Annotated in this window: 15 protein-coding genes and 2 pseudogenes; 3 read left to right on the top strand and 14 right to left on the bottom strand. The window is 55.6% G+C overall.

What is annotated here, in order from left to right; translation table 11 throughout:
• Positions 1–18: 18 nt before the first annotated feature.
• The 11 genes from Q0859_RS18905 to Q0859_RS18955 form a co-directional block, all read right to left on the bottom strand.
• Positions 19–444, bottom strand: a complete 426-nt coding sequence (locus Q0859_RS18905; protein WP_299154169.1) for a heme-binding protein — start codon at positions 442–444, stop codon at positions 19–21.
• Positions 438–2,630 carry a malate synthase G gene (locus tag Q0859_RS18910; RefSeq protein WP_299154171.1) on the bottom strand — a complete coding sequence of 731 codons (2,193 nt, stop codon included), beginning with the start codon at positions 2,628–2,630 and terminating at the stop codon, positions 438–440. The genes Q0859_RS18905 and Q0859_RS18910 overlap by 7 nt, the downstream gene beginning before the upstream one ends.
• Before the next feature lie 2 nt (positions 2,631–2,632).
• Positions 2,633–3,604: a glutamate cyclase domain-containing protein gene (locus tag Q0859_RS18915; protein WP_299154173.1), complete on the bottom strand. Its 972-nt coding sequence runs from the start codon at positions 3,602–3,604 to the stop codon at positions 2,633–2,635.
• Positions 3,605–3,645: 41 nt separating this feature from the next.
• A complete protein-coding gene (locus tag Q0859_RS18920; protein WP_299154176.1) occupies positions 3,646–4,125 on the bottom strand; it encodes a RidA family protein in 480 nt (159 codons plus the stop codon).
• Between the two features lie 9 nt (positions 4,126–4,134).
• The gene (locus Q0859_RS18925) at positions 4,135–4,938 is read right to left on the bottom strand and encodes a putative hydro-lyase (RefSeq protein WP_299154179.1); all 804 of its coding nucleotides are present in this window, start codon (positions 4,936–4,938) and stop codon (positions 4,135–4,137) included.
• Entirely contained in the window at positions 4,939–5,874 is a 936-nt protein-coding gene (locus tag Q0859_RS18930; RefSeq protein ID WP_299154181.1) for an alpha/beta hydrolase, read from the bottom strand.
• The gene (locus Q0859_RS18935) at positions 5,838–6,938 is read right to left on the bottom strand and encodes an alanine racemase (protein WP_299154183.1); all 1,101 of its coding nucleotides are present in this window, start codon (positions 6,936–6,938) and stop codon (positions 5,838–5,840) included. The genes Q0859_RS18930 and Q0859_RS18935 overlap by 37 nt, the downstream gene beginning before the upstream one ends.
• A 76-nt stretch (positions 6,939–7,014) precedes the next feature.
• On the bottom strand, positions 7,015–7,779 hold the full coding sequence (locus Q0859_RS18940; protein ID WP_299154185.1) for a GntR family transcriptional regulator: 765 nt from the start codon (positions 7,777–7,779) through the stop codon (positions 7,015–7,017).
• 66 nt (positions 7,780–7,845) lie between these two features.
• A complete protein-coding gene (locus Q0859_RS18945) occupies positions 7,846–9,153 on the bottom strand; it encodes a TRAP transporter large permease subunit (RefSeq protein WP_299154187.1) in 1,308 nt (435 codons plus the stop codon).
• A gap of 9 nt (positions 9,154–9,162) precedes the next feature.
• A complete protein-coding gene (locus tag Q0859_RS18950) occupies positions 9,163–9,696 on the bottom strand; it encodes a TRAP transporter small permease (RefSeq protein WP_299154189.1) in 534 nt (177 codons plus the stop codon).
• A 50-nt stretch (positions 9,697–9,746) separates the two neighbouring features.
• Positions 9,747–10,727, bottom strand: a complete 981-nt coding sequence (locus Q0859_RS18955; protein ID WP_299154190.1) for a TRAP transporter substrate-binding protein — start codon at positions 10,725–10,727, stop codon at positions 9,747–9,749.
• Positions 10,728–11,033: 306 nt separating this feature from the next.
• On the opposite strand from Q0859_RS18955, the pseudogene Q0859_RS18960 reads away from it, so the two are divergent.
• The 3 genes and pseudogenes from Q0859_RS18960 to Q0859_RS18970 form a co-directional block, all read left to right on the top strand.
• Positions 11,034–13,169 (top strand): annotated as a pseudogene (locus tag Q0859_RS18960) (type IV secretion system protein B4); the annotation flags it as partial.
• Positions 13,166–13,333, top strand: coding sequence for a hypothetical protein (locus Q0859_RS18965; RefSeq protein ID WP_299154192.1), 168 nt, complete (start codon positions 13,166–13,168; stop codon positions 13,331–13,333). The pseudogene Q0859_RS18960 and the gene Q0859_RS18965, both read left to right, overlap by 4 nt.
• 55 nt (positions 13,334–13,388) lie before the next feature.
• Positions 13,389–14,009 (top strand): annotated as a pseudogene (locus Q0859_RS18970) (lytic transglycosylase domain-containing protein); the annotation flags it as partial.
• Positions 14,010–14,475: 466 nt separating this feature from the next.
• On the opposite strand, the gene Q0859_RS18975 reads toward Q0859_RS18970, so the two are convergent.
• From Q0859_RS18975 to Q0859_RS18985, 3 genes are all read right to left on the bottom strand, one after another.
• The gene (locus Q0859_RS18975; protein WP_299154194.1) at positions 14,476–15,093 is read right to left on the bottom strand and encodes a LysE family translocator; all 618 of its coding nucleotides are present in this window, start codon (positions 15,091–15,093) and stop codon (positions 14,476–14,478) included.
• 228 nt (positions 15,094–15,321) lie between these two features.
• Positions 15,322–16,206: a DMT family transporter gene (locus Q0859_RS18980; RefSeq protein WP_299154195.1), complete on the bottom strand. Its 885-nt coding sequence runs from the start codon at positions 16,204–16,206 to the stop codon at positions 15,322–15,324.
• Positions 16,203–17,660, bottom strand: a complete 1,458-nt coding sequence (locus tag Q0859_RS18985; RefSeq protein ID WP_299154196.1) for a PLP-dependent aminotransferase family protein — start codon at positions 17,658–17,660, stop codon at positions 16,203–16,205. The genes Q0859_RS18980 and Q0859_RS18985 overlap by 4 nt, the downstream gene beginning before the upstream one ends.
• Between the last annotated feature and the right edge of the window lie 18 nt (positions 17,661–17,678).

Below are 17,678 nucleotides of genomic sequence, written 5' to 3' on the forward strand. Positions count from 1 at the left end.
GAAGCGCATTTTTGAGCTCTAGGTTAAATCGTCCAAGAGCCTCTGGATCCCGGCCTCGGCGCAGAGTGTGTCTTGTTGCGGTGATCCAGAACTCACGCCGATACCCCCGACGACCTCGCCATCGACGACGATAGGTAAACCGCCTCCGACGACGACCAGCCGCCCGGCTATCGTGGAGTTTATTCCGTACGCGGGGCTTCCTGGCTGACTTGCTTCTCCGTACTCGTGCGTCGCCTTTTTAGCACCCGCTGCGGTGAAGGCTTTATCGATTGCAATCGTCGAAGAGGTCACCTTGCCGCCATCCATTCGCTGAAACGCGACAAGACTGCCACTTTCATCGGTCACGGCGATGCACATTGGAACGCCAATCTCGCGGGCCTTCTCTTTGGCACCTTCGATCAGTTTAGCGGCTTCGTCGCAGTCGATACGATTGATATTCAACACGTTACTTTCTCTCTCTTGGATTTTGCTTCACGGCGGCGCCGGTGCAGTATTGGTTCGGTATAACCAGAGGGTTGGTCGGCCCCATCAAAGACCAACTCCAGCGCGGTTTTGAACGCGATAGACGAGCCGAAGTCAGGTGCCACGTTGCGATAGGCTTGATCCGATGCGTTCTGTTCGTCGACAGCAGCGGCCATCCGTTTGAATGATGCTTCGACTTGTTCACGCGAACAGATCCCGTGCATCAACCAGTTCGCAAGGACCTGCGATGAAATGCGCAGTGTGGCGCGGTCCTCCATAAGTCCGATGTCGTCGATATCCGGCACCTTCGAGCATCCGACGCCTTGATCGACCCATCGAACGACATAGCCAAGGATGGACTGGCAGGAGTTGTCGATCTCACGGGCAATTTCGGCTGCAGACAATACACGCTCGCCGAGCAGAGGAGGAGAAAGGAGATCGCCTGGCACACCAGCTTGGCGGGATGCGATCTCTTGCTGCCGGGAGTGAACATTGATCTCGTGATAATGCATGGCATGAAGCACAGCTGCCGTTGGCGAAGGCACCCACGCCGTACTTGCTCCAGCATCAGGATGAGAGCCTTTGCTCTCGAGCATCTCCGCCATCGCATCTGGTTTCGCCCACATTCCTTTTCCGATCTGAGCGCGACCGGCGAAGCCTGCCTCGAGGGCGACGTCAACGTTGTTGTTTTCATATGCAGAAAGCCAAGTCGCCGACTTCATGTCCGTCTTGGGTAAGACGCCATCAGCGTGCATCACCGTGTAGATTTCATCACCCGTTCGATCAAGGAACCCGGTATTGATGAACACGATACGTTTTCGTACTGCTCTAATGCACTCCTTGAGGTTCAAGCTCGTTCGCCGCTCTTCATCCATCACACCGATCTTGAGCGTGTTGCGGGGAAGTCCGAGCACATCCTCCACCCTCCCGAACAGAGTGTTGGTAAATGCCGCCTCTTCGGGGCCATGCAGCTTCGGTTTGACGATATAGACGCTCTTGCTGCGGGAGTTTTGCATGCCGGAGTTCTTCTTTAGATCGTGCATCGCGCAAATCGATGTGATCATGGCGTCGAGGATACCTTCTGGGATCTCGTTACCATTTCCGTCGAGCAGGGCATCCGTCGTCATCAAGAGTCCGACATTGCGGACGAGCATCAAGCTCCGCCCCGGAAGCGTGAATGTCTTGCCGTCAGCCCCGACATACTCGCGATCCGATTTAAGGCACCGCGTGATGCTTTCGCCATCTTTCTCGAAGACCTCCTGAAGATCGTCCTTCATCAGGCCAAGCCAGTTTGCATAGACGCGCACCTTGTCGTCGGCGTCGACCGCGGCGACAGAGTCCTCGCAGTCTTGGATCGTCGTGACTGCGGCCTCAAGGATGATGTCGCTGAGATCAGCAGGGCTTTGGGCCCCTATAGGGTGTGCAGGATCGAACCGGCATTCGATGTGAAGACCGTTGTTGCGGAAGAGTATTTTGCGCTGATCGCTATCGTGCACATAGCCGGCGAACTGGGATGGATTGGAAAGCCCTGTCTCAGAGCCATCCGAAAGTCTGACCAAAACCTCCTTCACGTTCGACGAAACCTCATATGCTACAGCAGCGGCATGAGTGCCGGCAGTGAGCGGGATCGCCAAATCTAGAAACGATGCACTTTTGCGGATGACCTCAGCGCCTCTCTGTTCGTTGTATTCCAGACCTGGAGACAAAGAACCGTCGGTTGGGATCGCGTCAGTTCCGTACAACGCATCGTATAGTGATCCCCAACGCGCGTTCGCGGCGTTCAATGCAAAACGCGCATTGCTTACGGGAACAACGAGCTGCGGTCCGGCTGTCGTGGCGATCTCAGGATCGACGTCCGAAGTTGCGATCGAAAACGTTGGTCCTTCTGGTGCCAAATATCCGATGTCTCGTAAGAAGGCTTCGAAAGCAACGATGTTGGAAGGGTCGTTGTTCTCCTCGCGATACCAGTCGTCGATTGCAATCTGCAGGGTCGTTCTTTGCTCTAGCAGGCGCTCGTTGACCGGCACGAGCTCAGCAAGAATTGCGGCAAGACCAGACCAGAAGCGGTTGAGTTCGACGCCAGTGCCAGGGAGTGCTTTCGTCTCAATGAAATTGGCGAGCTGCGCATTTACTCCAAGGCCGCAGCGCATTTGATATTCGGTGGGCATATTCATGCTACTTCGCGCCCAACACTATCCACGAATTCGCGGATTTCTTCGATGATCGCGACGTGGTCAGCCAATGGCAGGCGGTCGCAAGTCATTTGAGGTTTGCCGGGCCGATCAAGCCGACTGTCGTCAATGGCCTGACCGAGTTCTACTGCTGCTCGCAGATAGCGTTCTTCCATTTCCCCGGTGAACTGGTCAAAAAGGTCCTCTTTCAGCTGATTATCGAGACGCGCCATCGCGCCAATCAGCGCGTAGGCCCCCCAGTTCGCAACCGATGCCACGATCAGGAAGTCGCAGGGCGTAGTCGAAGCGATCAACGCGCCGTTCGGAATGTCGTTTTCTACAATTTCGGCAGGTAACGATCCCATGCCGATCTCATTGCCGCCATCGCCGATTCCAATGGTCAACCAAGGCGCTTTCCAGCCGTCCTCGTGGAAAAGCAGATCAAGAGGTGCGGATTCTTCCGACATGTCCCAACCATGCTCGCGATGCGGCTTACCGTCAGACCCGGGTGATGCTCTCTCGATTGCGATAAAGTGCGTGGGCGGGTTCTTCATAGATTGAAGTCTGCTGCGGAGTTCAAGGACCTGCTTACGGTCCACTCCGACGACTTCCAGCCGGATCGCAAATGGCACTTCGGTCAGTGTCGCCCACATGGCTTTGGCGCATGGCGCATCCGTAATGACAGTTACGCGATACCCGAGCTTTGAGAAAGCTGTCGCGAGGTGGGCCGTTCCCATCAGCCCATCGGTTTCGGCTGACGGCGGCTCTGCATATCGGATGAAGAACCCGGCGACGATGCAGATATGCGGTCGTTCGCAGTCAAAAAGCGACTGAGCGGCCTTCTCAATGTTGCCTTGCGCCGCGCCAACAAGACGGGAGATATCGCGGCGGATTGTGCGTCCGACATGAGCTTCAATCTTCGCGATGCAGACGTCGTCTGCACGGGTAGCGGCATCGTCATTCGTATCCATGATGTATATGTCTCCTACGGATAAATGAAAGTCGTAGCGGGCTAGTTTTGCAAACGAACGGTCAGCTCGATTTCTGCCAAGCCTTTGGAGGGAAGACTTCCTGCCCCAAGGGCTGAACGACTGTGGCGTCCCCTCACCTCTCCAAAGATGTCTATGGCCAGTTGTGAAACATGGTTGAGGACTTCACTGTGCCGGTCGAAGCCTTCTGCCGCGTTGAAGTAGCCACGGATGAACAGGATGCGGTCGATCTTTTCGAGATCGCCGAGCGCATCATGCAAGGCTACAAGTCCACGCACGAAGCATAGTTGAGCTGCCTCGGCGGCCCGGTCCAAAGTATCATCCTCCTTTATCCGCCCAGCGATGAGCGCTCCGCTGTTGTCTAATCGGGATAGCTGCCCGCTGGTCATCGCGATCCCGTCCGAAACGGTGACCATGTCGTAAAGTCCATTGGGCTCAGGAGAAGGTGGTATCGGCAGGCCAATTTTTTTGATTTTGCCGAAGACGTTTTCGGATGATGGCACGCGCGCCTCCTATAGTATCGCCAGTTCGGCGTTGCGTTTGTCGGTCACCAGCATATGCGCTGGCTTGTGTGTGATGCAGATTGGCAGATTGGCATTGGCAAGCGCTACTTGAGGGGTGACGCCGCAGGCCCAAAACACCGGTACCTCACCATCATGAATAGGCACCGCATCTCCGCCGAATTCGACTTCAGTGAGATCGGTGATGCCAATCGCCGCGGGATCTCCGAAATGAACTGGTGCGCCGTGCACACCTGGATATCGACTTGTAATCTGTATGGCCCGAATGGCCCCAGCGGGTGTGAAGGGGCGCATCGTTACAACCATCTCGCCTCGAAACGGGCCGGCTGCCACAGTTTCGATATTGGTCGTGAACATCGGATTTGTCAGCCCCAGCGAGTTATGCCGCACATCGAGGCCAGCATCCTCCAAAGCTTCTTCAAACGAAAACGAGCAACCGAGCGCGAACGTCACAAAATCGGATCGCCAAAGATGGGCAATGTCAGCAACCTCTTCCGTAGGCACCCCATTCTCGAACACACGATAAGCACTGACATCCGATCTGATGTCGATGTCGTCGCCCAGAGTTGGCAGCGTAGGATCACCGGGCGTTCCCATAGCCAAAAGTGGACATGGCTTCGGGTTCAACTGACAAAAGGCAAGGAATTCGGCGGCATACCGTTCAGGGAGGATGACGACATTGCACTGCACGAAGCCCCTTGCAAGACCACCGCTCAGCCCCGAATACTCGCCAGAGCGAATAGAACCACGCAAAGCTGCCGGCGAAATCAAAGGCCCTATGGTGTCAGAACTCATTTAGACCCCCTGAAGAAATTCGAGCGTCTGACGCGCGATTTCCTCGGGCTGTTCTTCGGGCATATAGTGGCCACAATCATCAATGATTCCGCCAGAAAGGTTTTCTGCAAGCGGCTTCATCGCATCGTGAAGGCCCGGTGACATACCGACATCGCCACCCAAAGCCAGAATCGGCGTTTTGATCTTCTTGTTTGCCAGTTCGCGGTTTTGCTCAATGTCCTCAAACACTGCCCGGTAGTAAGCCAGCGCCCCGCGCAAGTTCCCGGGCTTCCGATAGGCCTCCGCGTAAATCTCGATATCCGCCTGCGAAAACGTGCCAGCAGGATTGTACGTCTTACGCTGAAAGAACCATTCGATGTATTCACGCTCGCGACCAGTCAACAGTGTTTCAGGAAGATCTGCAACTGGGTGAAACAGAAAATGCCAGGCTTTCCAGTTGTCAGGGCCAACAGTTATGGTGTTGCTGAGTGTCACGCCTGGGATGTTCGCGTCCAGAAGCACGAGGCGGTCAACTTCAGCTGGGTGCTTCGCGACATATGGGTATGCAATCCATGCGCCGATGTCGTGGGCAAGGATGCTGTACTTCGAATGCCCAAGTGCTCGCATTAGGGCGTGTATTCGGTCGCCCGTTGTACGGGTGTCATACCCATCGATGGGCTTGTCGGATTCGCCCTGACCCGGGAGGTCGATGGCGATCACGCGATACTTATCCGCCAAGAGCGGCATCATACGACGCCACGCATACCACGTCTGCGGAAACCCGGCGATGAGCAGCAAGGGATAGCCGGTACCACCACTTACGGTGTGAAAACGGATGCCATCTGCATCGACCATGTCATGCTCGAAAGCCTTTCCACCAAGTTCAACGATGTTTCTGTTCGCGCCCGTCATCGTGCCTCTCATCGCTGATTGCCAAGCTGCGGCATTGTCTCCCAAGTGCCGTCCAATCGACGGACCAAAGCCTCGGGAAATAGATAGGCAGTCGTACAGGTATGGCGCGGGATTAGTGGTACGAACTGTCCGACATTCAGTGCATCGGTCTCAATGACAGCGTGCTCCTCTTTCATTGCCGTGATCGCACCAGGGCCGAAGAAACGCTCGCTCAGTCTCATGTCAGGCGAGATCGCTTTCGATCCGGCGTCCAGTGTGGCACTTCCCGGCCTAGCGGAAACAACGCTGGACAAGACGTAAGCGGCCATTTTCCAATCCAGGTGGGGCAGCTCCTTGGTGTGTTGCGCGCTCGAGTAAATGAAACTGCCGGGCGAGACGTAATCCGCAACGTCTTTTGGCCAAATGTCAAAGCTCCAGCTGCCGCTTGCGGTCAGCTGGGTAGGCAAACCAGCATCTTTCGCACGCTCGAACAGGTCTTTGACTCGTGTGACGATTGCATCGTTCTTCTGAATCCGGACGCTTCGCTCAATGTCCTGAATATGACCATCGTAGATGTGAAAACCGCTGAACCTGGTGCGCCGCGCCGCGTCGGAGGCGAGGTCAAACGCATTGCCTTCGATATCCGCACCCGTCCTGCCCATGCCAGGATCAAGATCGAGGACGAGCGACAGGTTATCGACAGTCGCCTCTTGCAGCGCCGAGTCCCAGGCATCAAGACCTTCCACACAGTCAAAGAGAACCTGCACCTCGCTATCGGGATGGCTTTCGGCTGCGGCAAGGACTTTGGCAATATTGGCTCCGTTTGCCGTTGGATAAGCCCACAGAACACGTGGAGCTTTTGCATCTAGGCACATGCGCACCTCAAGAGGTGTCGCTGCCTTAAACGCTGTCACGCCGCGGCCCAACATCCAAATGCATATCCAAGGTGCTCGATGGGTCTTTACGTGGGGCATCAAGCGATCAATGCCACCAGCGGCAGTCGCTGTCGCATCCAGATTATGCGCCATAGCAGCTTCGTCGATAACAAATGCTGGAGTAGCAACCGTTTCGGTCGGCAGCATCAGCCTCGATACTTCGTCAGCCAGCTCGGAATGCGATTTCACGGTCATCTCTGTCACCTTTAATTTTAAATATCCATTACATATATTTATTCGTAGATCAAGCACCTACACTGGCTACCTGGCATCAATTTTCCCGGTTCAGGCCAGAAAAATCGACGCCGGTCGCACGACCACTATTGCTTTCATAGAACGCCGAAAGTCGGAACTGAGTTTGCAGGGCATGGTTCGGCAGCTGCCCTTTCAATGCGTCCTGATCTTTCATCTTAACGGAATGTATGATCGCGCGGTGCTGCTCGATATTTGCATCGAATTGCTCGTCATGAACGGAGGGCATGCCGGCCTCAAGTTTGTACATCATGACCAACAGACGCCTGACGTGGCGATGTGTCGATTGGGCAAAATCCATCAGAAATGAGTTGTTGATCGTCTCATACAAGCGCAAGTGAAAACGCTCGTTCAGCTCTGTGATAAGCAGGTAGTTGCGGGCCTTTACTGCTTCTTCGTAGGCGTCTTGGATGCGTTGCAGATCGGCGAGCAGACGTGCCGAGCTAAAGTTGCAAAGCGACGCAAGCATCGTCTCCGCCACTTGATGTGCCATCATGATCTCGCCAACCTCCTGCAAGTCGAGGTCTCGAACGAATTTACCACCACGGTCTGGGATAATCGTCACGAGACCTTCGGCTTGAAGCCTGTTGATGGCTTCACGCGCCGGCGTCCTACCGAGTTTGAACTGTTCTACGAGCATACGTTCGTCGATGCGGCTGCCTTGGGGAAGAGTCAGGTCAATGATCTTCGAACGAATGAGGTCGACCGCTTCGTCCGTCTGAGACGGCTTACGTATGATCTTCTGTGCAACCTGATCACGCGAAGAAGGTGTAATTTCGTTCATAGTTTCCTCAATTCTTAACGCTTGTAGCTAGGGCCGGATGACTATTAGTTCACTTGGGTACATCATTTACCGCTGCCCGGCCATCACCTCGGGCAGCCAAGTCGCAATGTTGGGGAAGGCAATCACTAAAGCGAGGGCCAACACCATCATGAAGAACATTGGCACCGCAGCCTTCGAAATAAATCCAATATCGCGTGAAGCCAGACCCTGTAGGACGAACAGATTGAACCCGATTGGCGGCGTGATCTGAGCCATCTCGACGACGAGTACGATAAAGATGCCGAACCAGATCATGTCGATGCCTGCTATTCTGACCATCGGCTCGATAATTGCCATCGTCAGGACGACCGTGGAAATACCGTCGAGGAAACAACCCAGGACGACATAGAAAAGCGTCAATACCAGGATCAGCGCGAGCGGCGATAAAGACCACGCCTCGATCAACTCAGCGAGTGCCCTCGGTAGCCCAGTGAAGCCCATCGCCAGCGAAAGGACGGCGGAACCGGCGAGTATCAACGCAATCATGCATGACGTTTGGGCAGCACTGACAAGCGAAGTCATGAAGGACTCGCGTGTCAAAGTTCTCTGCGTGAGCGAGATCAGCAAGGCTCCTACGACTCCTAGAACGGCAGCCTCTGTTGCTGTCGCCCAACCTAGATAGATTGACCCCAAAACAAAAACGATAAGACCAATGGCTGGCGACAGTTCGGAGAGACCACGAAGCTTGGAAATGCCTTTTTTGTCCGCGTCAGTATCGTCGAACTCGCTGCGATTAATGAGGCTCCAAACCGCCAGATAACCCATGAATAGGCACGACAGAAGAATGGCTGGAAGAATGCCTGCCATAAAGAGCTTCGTGATGGATTCATTCACGGTGACGCCGTAGATAATGAGGATAATCGATGGCGGCATGAGCAACCCGAGTGTACCGGCGCCTGCAAGCGTTCCAAGGATCATCTTCTCTGGATATTTCCTTTGTCGCAGTTCCGGGATCGACATTTTGCCGACGGTCGCAACTGTGGCTGCCGACGATCCGGAAATTGCGGAGAAGACCGCACAGCCCAGAATGTTGACATGCAACAGGCCGCCGGGAAGCCGCCCAACCCAAGGGCTCAAGCCGGAGAAGAGGTTCTTTGAGATATTTGTGCGGAAAAGGATTTCGCCCATCCAGATGAACATTGGCAGCGCTGTGAGTGTCCATGATGATGCGGAGCTCCAAACGGTCGTTGCCAGAGCATCGCCAACTGGACGTGACGTGAAAATTTCAAGAGTTATTCCCGCTGTGCCCGCGAGCGCAAGACCAACCCAAAGACCGCTTCCAAGGAGCGAAAGCAGTATGACGAGCACAACGATGATGAGGAGAAGAGACTCCATTACTACAACCTATTCTATTGGATCGTCGACCAGTTCACCTACCGAAGCTGATGGCCCTTGAGCGACGGAACGAAGAAGTCCGTGAAAGCAGGCCAGAGCAAAAACGGCGCTACCGACAACGAGCGATGATTGCGGGACCCAAAGCGGGGTGGCGTCAATGCTTTGGCTCTTCTCTCCAAACTCGTATGACAACAGTGTCATCTTCGAAAAAGACAGGGTTGCCCATGTTGCAATGACCGTTGCCGCAGCTAGGCACCAGAGTTCTAACCCGTATCGGACTCTGGGACTTGCAAGGCTTAGGAAGAGAGAAACCCGTATATGTTTCTCATCGGCAAATGTTGATGCCAGCGCGAAAAATGTAGCTGCAGCCATGCAGAACCCAGCATATACGTTCAGACCTGGAATGTAGATCTGCAACGCGCGCGAGCCGATGCTAACCAGCACCAAGATGGCGATAGCAAGTAAGAAAACGGCTGCAACATAGCCCATCAATCGATAGATTGGATTGAAGAGTCGATCAAAGATTTCTACCAGTCTGGTCAAGGACGCCCCCCCTTGTTGTGAGGGGGGGCTTAGCGCCCCCCCAACGGTATTTAGTTGCGGTACGCGTCAATGATAGCGGTGCCGTTTTCGCCCGCACGCTCCAGCCATTCTTGGGTCAGCTGTGTACCAAATTCGGGAAGCGCGGCAGAGAGCTCTTCGGACGGCTGCGCTACCGTCATGCCGTTTTCCGAGAGTGTGCTCTTGGCAGATTCCGCGAGTTCAGTTGCAAGTCTCCAGCCGTTCCTTTCGGCCTCAGCGGCGGCCTCTTCCACTGCCGCCTGCACATCAGATGAAAGATTGTTCCAAACCTCAAGATTGACCACGACGACGTTCTTCGGGATGGCCGCTTGGACGTCGGTGAAGACTGGGATGTACTCCCACATTGAACGGTCAACGCCGGTTGCCGCGGATGTCATCATGCTATTTACAACGCCGGTCGCGAAAGCATTCGACATTTCAGCGGCTTCGATCTTCGTCGGCTGAGCACCCATCAGTTCAGCGAGGCGTGTCGTCATTTGATTGGTTGCTCGGAACCGAGCGCCGTTGAGATCATCCGCCGAATTGATCGGGTCCGCTGAATAGAGACCCTGCGGCGGCCACGGTACGGCATAGAGAAGCTTTACGCCCATGTCTTCGAGCGCGGCTTCAACGGTCGGCCTCGATGCTTCGTATAAGGATCGTGCGTCCTCAAATGAGGTGGCGAGGAATGGAATCGCATCGACCTCAAGCACCGGATTTTCATTTCCCAATGCAGACATGAACCGCTCACCAATGGCAATCTGGTTGGTGCGTACGGCGCGGAAAATCTCATTGCCCTTGTAAAGCGATCCACTCGGGTGGGTCGTAATGGTCAGCGCCCCATCGGTCTTCTCTTCCACGAGGTCGGCGAAGAGTTGAGCGTTTTGTGAATGATAGTTGGAAGCGGAGTAGGCAAGAGCCATGTCCCATGCTTCTTGTGCAGAAGCCAAGCTTGCCGGCGCAGAAAGACACGCGGCTATCGCCGCCGCAGATGCAAAACGTGTAAAATTCATCGGTTCCTCCATGTTGATCTATAGCTCAATATACGTTATGGATATTTTGTCAACACTCGCATCCTTGTTGCGAGCCAGTAGCTAGCGGCTCTGCTGCACAGGAAAAGGAATGGGCCGATTATATATTTAGATTTCAATCACTTCAGAGTTTGCCTCGCAGCAAATAGTAGTTGCAGGTGTTATTGGACCAATCGCAAAGAGCGGCGATCTCAAAACGAGTAAAGCGTCAATTCTAGATTGCGAGTTTTGCCGGGAATGGGACGTCTTTTTCGGGACTGTTAGTTGGATGAAGGTGATAGCGCGGTGAGACTAGGGCCGGAGTTCAGCTACTATGTCCACAAGGTCTCGAAGGCGATCACGCCGGACCTCGAGCCCGTGCGCGAGGACAGTTTCGCGGGAGAGGTGGATCGGCTCTGGCGCTCAAAACTCAAAACCAGCGGTCTGCGCGACAAGACCTTGACGCTCACCGTCATTCACCGACCGCCCCCGAAAAGCGTCCTGCCCTTCCTGAACCACGGCGCGCCGAACCGACTGAAGGAAGCAACCGAGAGGCGTTTGCGTCGTCTAGGCGAAGCTGTGACTGTGTTCCTGTCCGGCCTGACGGAGTTGAACCCGCGCGTCCTAACGGCCGAAAGCGGCGAACTCATCGGCTTTCTGGGGGCCCTCAACACTGGTCAGGAACTGCCGCTGTACCCGGCCAATACTTATGGCTTTCTGTCCTTCAACGTCGCCAACACCCGCGTGACGTTTCAAGGGGATCACTTTGAGCTCTCCGAAGGCGTCGTCGGCCATCGCTACGGCAAGAGCTTCACCATCGGGGAATACTCAGAGGCGACCTCCTGCACCATGTTCGACATGCTGAACCTGCCGGTCGACATGATCGTCACCCATTCCTTCACACCGATCAATTCGAACCTTATGGCGGGTCGGATCAAGCGGCAAAAGCGCCAAATGCAGGCCAGCCAGGACGCGGCGCTGTCGCTCATGGAAGCGCTTGATATCGCCGCCGATGATCTCGAGGCCAAGCGCCAGAGCTTTGGCGAGCACCACATGGTCGTGACGATCTTCTGTGACACGCTGGACGAATTGCAGACACTCAGCGCGGAAATCGTCAACGCGGCCGCCGCCGAAGGCGTGAAGATGATCGGTGAACGGGTCGCGGCCAAAGCCCACTACCTCAGCCAGCATCCCGGCAACCAGCCCAAGCGCGTGCGCGCCAGCGCGATCACCAATCGCAACTTCGCGGATCTCGCGGCGTTTCATCGGACGCAGCTTGGCAAGCCTGCTAAGAAAACGCCCTGGGGTCAGGTCATCACCTACCTGCCCACGCCTGAGCAGAGCGCATACCGGTTTTCCTATCACGAGCAAGGCAGCCCCGAGAAAGAACCGACCAGCGGGCATACCCTGATTATGGGTCGGCCCGGGTCGGGTAAATCGGTCCTCTCAGCCTTTCTCATGACACAGGCCCATCGAGCAGGGGCGCGGATCTTCGTCTTCGATTATCGTCTCGGTATGGAGATGGCGGTCCGCGCCAATGGCGGGCGCTACGCGTCTTTGAAAGCTGGTCAACCCACCGGCCTCAACCCGCTCTGGACCGAGACCGATGCGCGCGGCACGGCTTGGCTCTCGGACTGGCTTGCCACCCTGCTCTACCGTGCTGACAAGCCGCTCACGCCTGCCCAGACCAACCGCATCCAGGAAGTCGTGCGTCAGAACGCACAAGCCACAAACCCCGGCTTGCGCAACTGGCGGGATTTCGCGTCACTGTTCGTGTCCACCGACGATGGCGGCGATCTGCACCAGCGTCTTCTCGAATGGACCGAAGAGGGCCGCTACGGCTGGATCTTCGGACAGACGCTGGAAGACACCTTCTCGCTTGAAGGCGATGTGGTGGGTTTAGATCTGACCGGCATTCTCGACAGTGAGGCCGAGAAAGAACGCATGGCCGTGCTCTCCTATCTCTTCCGCCGGGTCGAGCGCGAGATCGAGGATCGCCGCCCCACGATCATCGTGATCGACGAGGCCTGGAAGGCGCTCGACAACGCGTATTTCGCCGAGCGGCTGTCGAACTGGCTCGTGACCGCGCGCAAGCAGAACACCGTCGCGGTGATGATGACGCAATACGCCAGCCAATTGGAACGCACCCGAACCGGCAAGACCATCGTCGAGGCGGTTCCGACGCAAATCCTCCTTCCGAACATCCGCGCCCATGCGTCCGATTACGCGATGCTGAACCTCTACGAGAAGGAACTCGATGTGCTTCTCAACACCGGCAGCGACAGCCGCCTTGCGCTTATCCGCGATGACCAGGGCTCTATCGTCGTTGACGCCGATCTGAGCGCCCTCGGACCCAATCTCACTATCCTCGGCGGCATGGAGAAAGGCGAGGCCCTCGTTGGCGTCGATTACCGCGACCGCCCGGACTTCTGGAGACTCTCATGATACGCATTTTGTTGCTCATTGCCACGCTCGTCGTTTTGGCCTCTTGCGCCCAGTACCAGGAACCGCAGGCCAATTGCTTCACCTTCCTGGCCTCGACAGCCCCTGCCGCGCCAGATTGCATCTTCACACCCCTTGGCGCGCCGGGGGGCGACATTGAAGTCTAGCCTGCCCCATATCCTGGCCCTTTGCTTGCTGCCCGGTCTCGCCCTGTCCCAAGGTGTGCCAACCAATGACAGCGGGCTGACCGCACGCGATATCATTGAGACTGGTGATCGCGAGGCCGACCTCGCGGTCCAGGCCGACAAGCTCTCTGTGCGCGATCTCATTGCTGAGATGGAACGCGAACAGCTGGAAACCCTTCAGCGCGTTCTCGATGCCCAGACAAGCTTTGGCGGTCAAGGCCTGCCGGCCATGGCCTCGGACCTGGAGAGCGGCAGCGGCGATCCGACCCGCTCCGTCGAGGCCGTCTATGGCAATGCCGAGATTGATCCCAACCCCGGCGGCGCACAGATGTTCGGCGACGCCGCGGAAAACATCGAGCAGCTCATCATCCGCGTGGCCCAGGAGACCAGCGGTTTTGCGGGCGTGGTCCGCGCGGGTCTCTCCCCGGTTCAATGGCGGGCACTGTTACAAGCGCTCATCTGGCAGGAAAGCCGCTTCACCATCGGAGCCCGCTCTCCCGTTGGAGCCTTTGGCCTCACTCAGATCATGCCCGGCACCGCTAGCGATCTCGGCATCAACCCAGAATACTATGACAGCCCCTACCTGCAGGTGCATGGCGGCGCGCGATACCTAGCGGCCCAGCTCAACACATTCGACGGCAATGTCATCAACGCGCTTTGGGCCAATGGGCGCATTGTCGGGCTTGGTCATCTACGGAGCTTACGCGTGGCTGTTTTCAACCGGGATCGCCGTCCGCGGCTACTCTCGCTTTTCGCAATTGTTCGAGGGTGTTTTTGCTGCGGCGTTTGGGGCAATGGGTGCAAGTTTAATTTGGTCGGGAATCTGCGAGGCAAGAAACTAAGCGGTCTTTAACTCAGACCCAGCGAAAGCTGACTCTGTCCTTGGACGGCCTAGCTTGAAGGTCCGTTATGAACGTGATGGTTGAGGGCTGACGAGCAATAGTACGCTGAAAACGCCCATCGTGACGCCCGACACCCTCTGCATGACCGGAAGGTTGTTCGATGAGAAACGTGATGCAAAACGACCCGCCGGAGCGTAGACCAAGATCGCAATCGCTTCCAACTGAAAGAATTTTACGCCTAGCATCGCTTAGCTCTGCCAGTAGGCATCAGACACCTGACCGCTATGAACGCGTCGGTTGGGGACTAACTAACAAAAACACTCCAAAGACCAACATGGTGACTCCCGATACGCGTTGCATCGCTGGCAGCTTTCCAGAAGCAAAGCGGGATGCAAAGTGGCCTGCGGACGCGTAGACGAAGATCGCAACAGCTTCCATGATTAGAAATCCAAAGCCAAGTGCGGCATAACTCTGCCAGTAACTATTAACGTCAACAAACTGCGGGAAAAATGCGGCAAATATCAGGATAGCTTTTGGGTTGCTCAGTGCAACGAGACCTTCTGCTCTGAAAGCTTTGCCGAGCGACGAGGCTGATGCATTCGACATCTCAAAACTTATGCTCTCAGCGCTCCGCCAAAGAGCCACACCCAACCAAATTAGATACGCAGCCCCAATGACCTTCACAAAGGTGAAGAGCGTCGCTGATGCGGTTAAAACAACGCCGAGTCCCAACGCACTGACAAAAATCATCGGAACAAAAACCAAGAGCCTACCAAACGCTGCCTTTTGGGCAAAAAGCGCGCCTGCTCGTGAGCCATGCGCCATCGCAAGCAGGTTATTTGGCCCAAAAGCAAGGTTGAGTGCGAAACAAGCCGGGATGAAGATTAGCCAATCAATCATGTTGGAGTACTACCTTGGCTCTGCATTGGTTCCCATCGGATCAGCTCAAATGGGCTCTTAAAAAAAACGATTGAACCCGCTCTCAGTTCGTCTGTCGATCTCTCCATAACCCAGATGGGGATAGATGGACAGGTTTTCCGCCATCTTTTCATTCGTGTAGAACCTGAACCAGGTCGCTCCAAGGTGCCTGGCTTCGCACTCCCAGATCTAAAAGCGATCCGAGTTCTATCATCGCCGCGTGTTTAGGACCAAGCTGCAAATGATCAGACCGCCACCAACCAAATGGTAGGTCTCAATCGTCTCCCCTAGCATTCCGATGCCAAGTATCCCGCCAAATAGAGGCACAAGATTGTTATAGGGCGCTGCGGTGCTCGGGCCGATCCTCAATGTACCCCAGTTCCACAGAAAGAAAGCGAGGATCGATGGGAAAATAGCGAAGTACACCATTGACCAAGCCATTGATCGGCTTTGAGGCAAGGGCATGGGGTCCCCCGACAACAACGCCAAAGCAATGAGAATTGCGCTCCCCAACACAATGATTGTCGCGAGAAACGGTAGCTCGCCTAGTGCCTTTGGTTTGACGGGCAGTGCAACGCAGTAGCCAGCCCAAGACGCCGCCGACACAATTGCCCAAAGGTCACTTTGCGCCATGCGGAATGTTGTCAGTGCATCGAGGTCTCCACGAAAGACGATAACCACAGCGCCGGAAAGTCCGATTAACACCGCGCACGTTCCAAGCGGGCTCAATCGCTCGCCCCAAAACACACGCGCCAGAAGCATGATCAAAACAGGCGTCACGGCCAAGTAAAGGGATGCGTTGAGGGCAGTGGTATGTGCGACAGCAAGGAACAGACTAGCGGGATAGATGACGACCCCTAATAAGGAAATGAAAGCCAGGCCAACAAAGTGCTGACGTAAATCGGAGAAAACTTGTGCTCTACAGACAGCCAGGTACGCCGCAAAGACAATCGCGCCCGGCCCCCAACGCCAAAGTGTCAGCCAAAGTGCAGACCCTTCGTTCAATCCAAAACGGCCAACGGCATACGACCCCCCCCAAGCAAGGCAGGCCAGCAACAGAAATAGATGCGCCGTCAAATTGGTATTCTGGGTCATTGCATTCCGTTTCGACTGAATGACCAAAGTATATCCATGAGGCCTGACGCTGCATGGCTGAGCGCCGCTTCGTTAAACGCAGCATAGCCTAATAGAAGACCTTCGGGAGGGTCGGGCAGCACACTGAATGACGACAGTGCTTCGACTTGTAGTTTGCCGGATTTAGCGGCTGTGCTGATTTCTATATCGCTTGCCGCCTGAGAGAGTTTTGCGGTCAATGGCGTGCACAGGTGCATCCCGGATGGGTCTGCTTGCAGGTCCAATAGGTCTGAAACAGGTGCCAACTCGGCAAGGAGATGCTTTTGTCGTGCACCATATATACGCCTCATTCGGCGTAAATGGATCGCGAACTCGCCGCTGTGCATGAAAGACGCAAGCGCGGGTTGGGGCACAAGCGACGCTCGCGCACTAACTCTATGAAGGTATGATCGGACAACTGCGAGGCTCTCAAGAGGAACAACAAGGTAGCCGATCCGTAAGCTCGGGCTAATCAGCTTTGAAAAGCTTCCAAGATAGACTGTGTGTCGCAGTCCATCGAGCCCGGATAAAGATGGGAGTGGTTGCCCGCGATATCGAAATTCGCTGTCGTAATCGTCCTCCAGAACAAGTCCATTTTCTTTTCGGGCCCAATCCAGCAGCGCAGCCCGACGCGACAGAGGAAGGCTTGTACCCGTCGGATAGTGGCGTGATGGCGAGACGACAATTGCGGTCGCACAGGCGGGGATACTGTGTGCATCTAGTCCTTCGGGGCCAACTCGTATCGGGTGCGCTGTGCTGCCCGTATCAGATAGCGCGCTGCGCATCTTAGGCCAGCATGGGTCTTCCACGGCCACGTCTCGGCCGCCGCCCAGCAGACCGATAAACACCAACTCAAATGCCTCTCGTGCGCCGGACGTGATGACAATCTGCTCGGGATCGCAAATCATCCCACGCCAAGCATCCAAGTGGTCGGCAATTGCCTCTCTCAGCGGATACCACCCCAAGGGATCAGGTGTCGCCAAAAGCCGGGGCTCCGGGTCATTCCACGCGCGTTCAAGATGCCCCGCCCACTGCTTGTGGGGCATTAGAGAGTGATCAGGCAAGCCGGTTTGAAAGGAACGTATGGGCTGCGGTTCAACCCGTGCTACGGCGCGTTTCGCGCTTAGTGGCCGGGTTGCGAGATGGCTGATCTCATTGGCGACGAAAGTACCACTGCCCTGGCGCGCAATGAAAATGCCTTCGCTAGTCAATTGATCATAGGCGGCTTGCACCGTCGTGCGCGAAATCGACAGTTCTTGCGCCAAGACGCGACTTGCCGGAAGTCGTGCGCCCGCAACAGTGGGTGAGGATGAAATAATCCCCCTCAGCGCTTCTATGAGCTGCGCTTGCAAGGATGACTTTTGGTCCGATTCGAGCGAAAGACCATAAAGGGCACGCTGAAAATTGGCCTTAGAGGAAATCGTTATATTGGACATTTATCTACATCCAATATT

The sequence above is a fragment of the uncultured Tateyamaria sp. genome (genome assembly GCF_947497045.1).
In the GTDB taxonomy this organism is placed as follows: Bacteria; Pseudomonadota; Alphaproteobacteria; order Rhodobacterales; family Rhodobacteraceae; genus Tateyamaria.

Coding starts and splice junctions, on each gene's coding strand:
- Q0859_RS18975 (WP_299154194.1), bottom strand. CDS start 15,093: ATGATTGATTGGCTAATCTTCATCCCGGCTTGTTTCGCACTCAACCTT.
- Q0859_RS18965 (WP_299154192.1), top strand. CDS start 13,166: ATGATACGCATTTTGTTGCTCATTGCCACGCTCGTCGTTTTGGCCTCT.
- Q0859_RS18935 (WP_299154183.1), bottom strand. CDS start 6,938: ATGACCGTGAAATCGCATTCCGAGCTGGCTGACGAAGTATCGAGGCTG.
- Q0859_RS18925 (WP_299154179.1), bottom strand. CDS start 4,938: ATGAGTTCTGACACCATAGGGCCTTTGATTTCGCCGGCAGCTTTGCGT.
- Q0859_RS18910 (WP_299154171.1), bottom strand. CDS start 2,630: ATGCCCACCGAATATCAAATGCGCTGCGGCCTTGGAGTAAATGCGCAG.
- Q0859_RS18980 (WP_299154195.1), bottom strand. CDS start 16,206: ATGACCCAGAATACCAATTTGACGGCGCATCTATTTCTGTTGCTGGCC.
- Q0859_RS18945 (WP_299154187.1), bottom strand. CDS start 9,153: ATGGAGTCTCTTCTCCTCATCATCGTTGTGCTCGTCATACTGCTTTCG.
- Q0859_RS18985 (WP_299154196.1), bottom strand. CDS start 17,660: ATGTCCAATATAACGATTTCCTCTAAGGCCAATTTTCAGCGTGCCCTT.
- Q0859_RS18940 (WP_299154185.1), bottom strand. CDS start 7,779: ATGAACGAAATTACACCTTCTTCGCGTGATCAGGTTGCACAGAAGATC.
- Q0859_RS18915 (WP_299154173.1), bottom strand. CDS start 3,604: ATGGATACGAATGACGATGCCGCTACCCGTGCAGACGACGTCTGCATC.
- Q0859_RS18955 (WP_299154190.1), bottom strand. CDS start 10,727: ATGAATTTTACACGTTTTGCATCTGCGGCGGCGATAGCCGCGTGTCTT.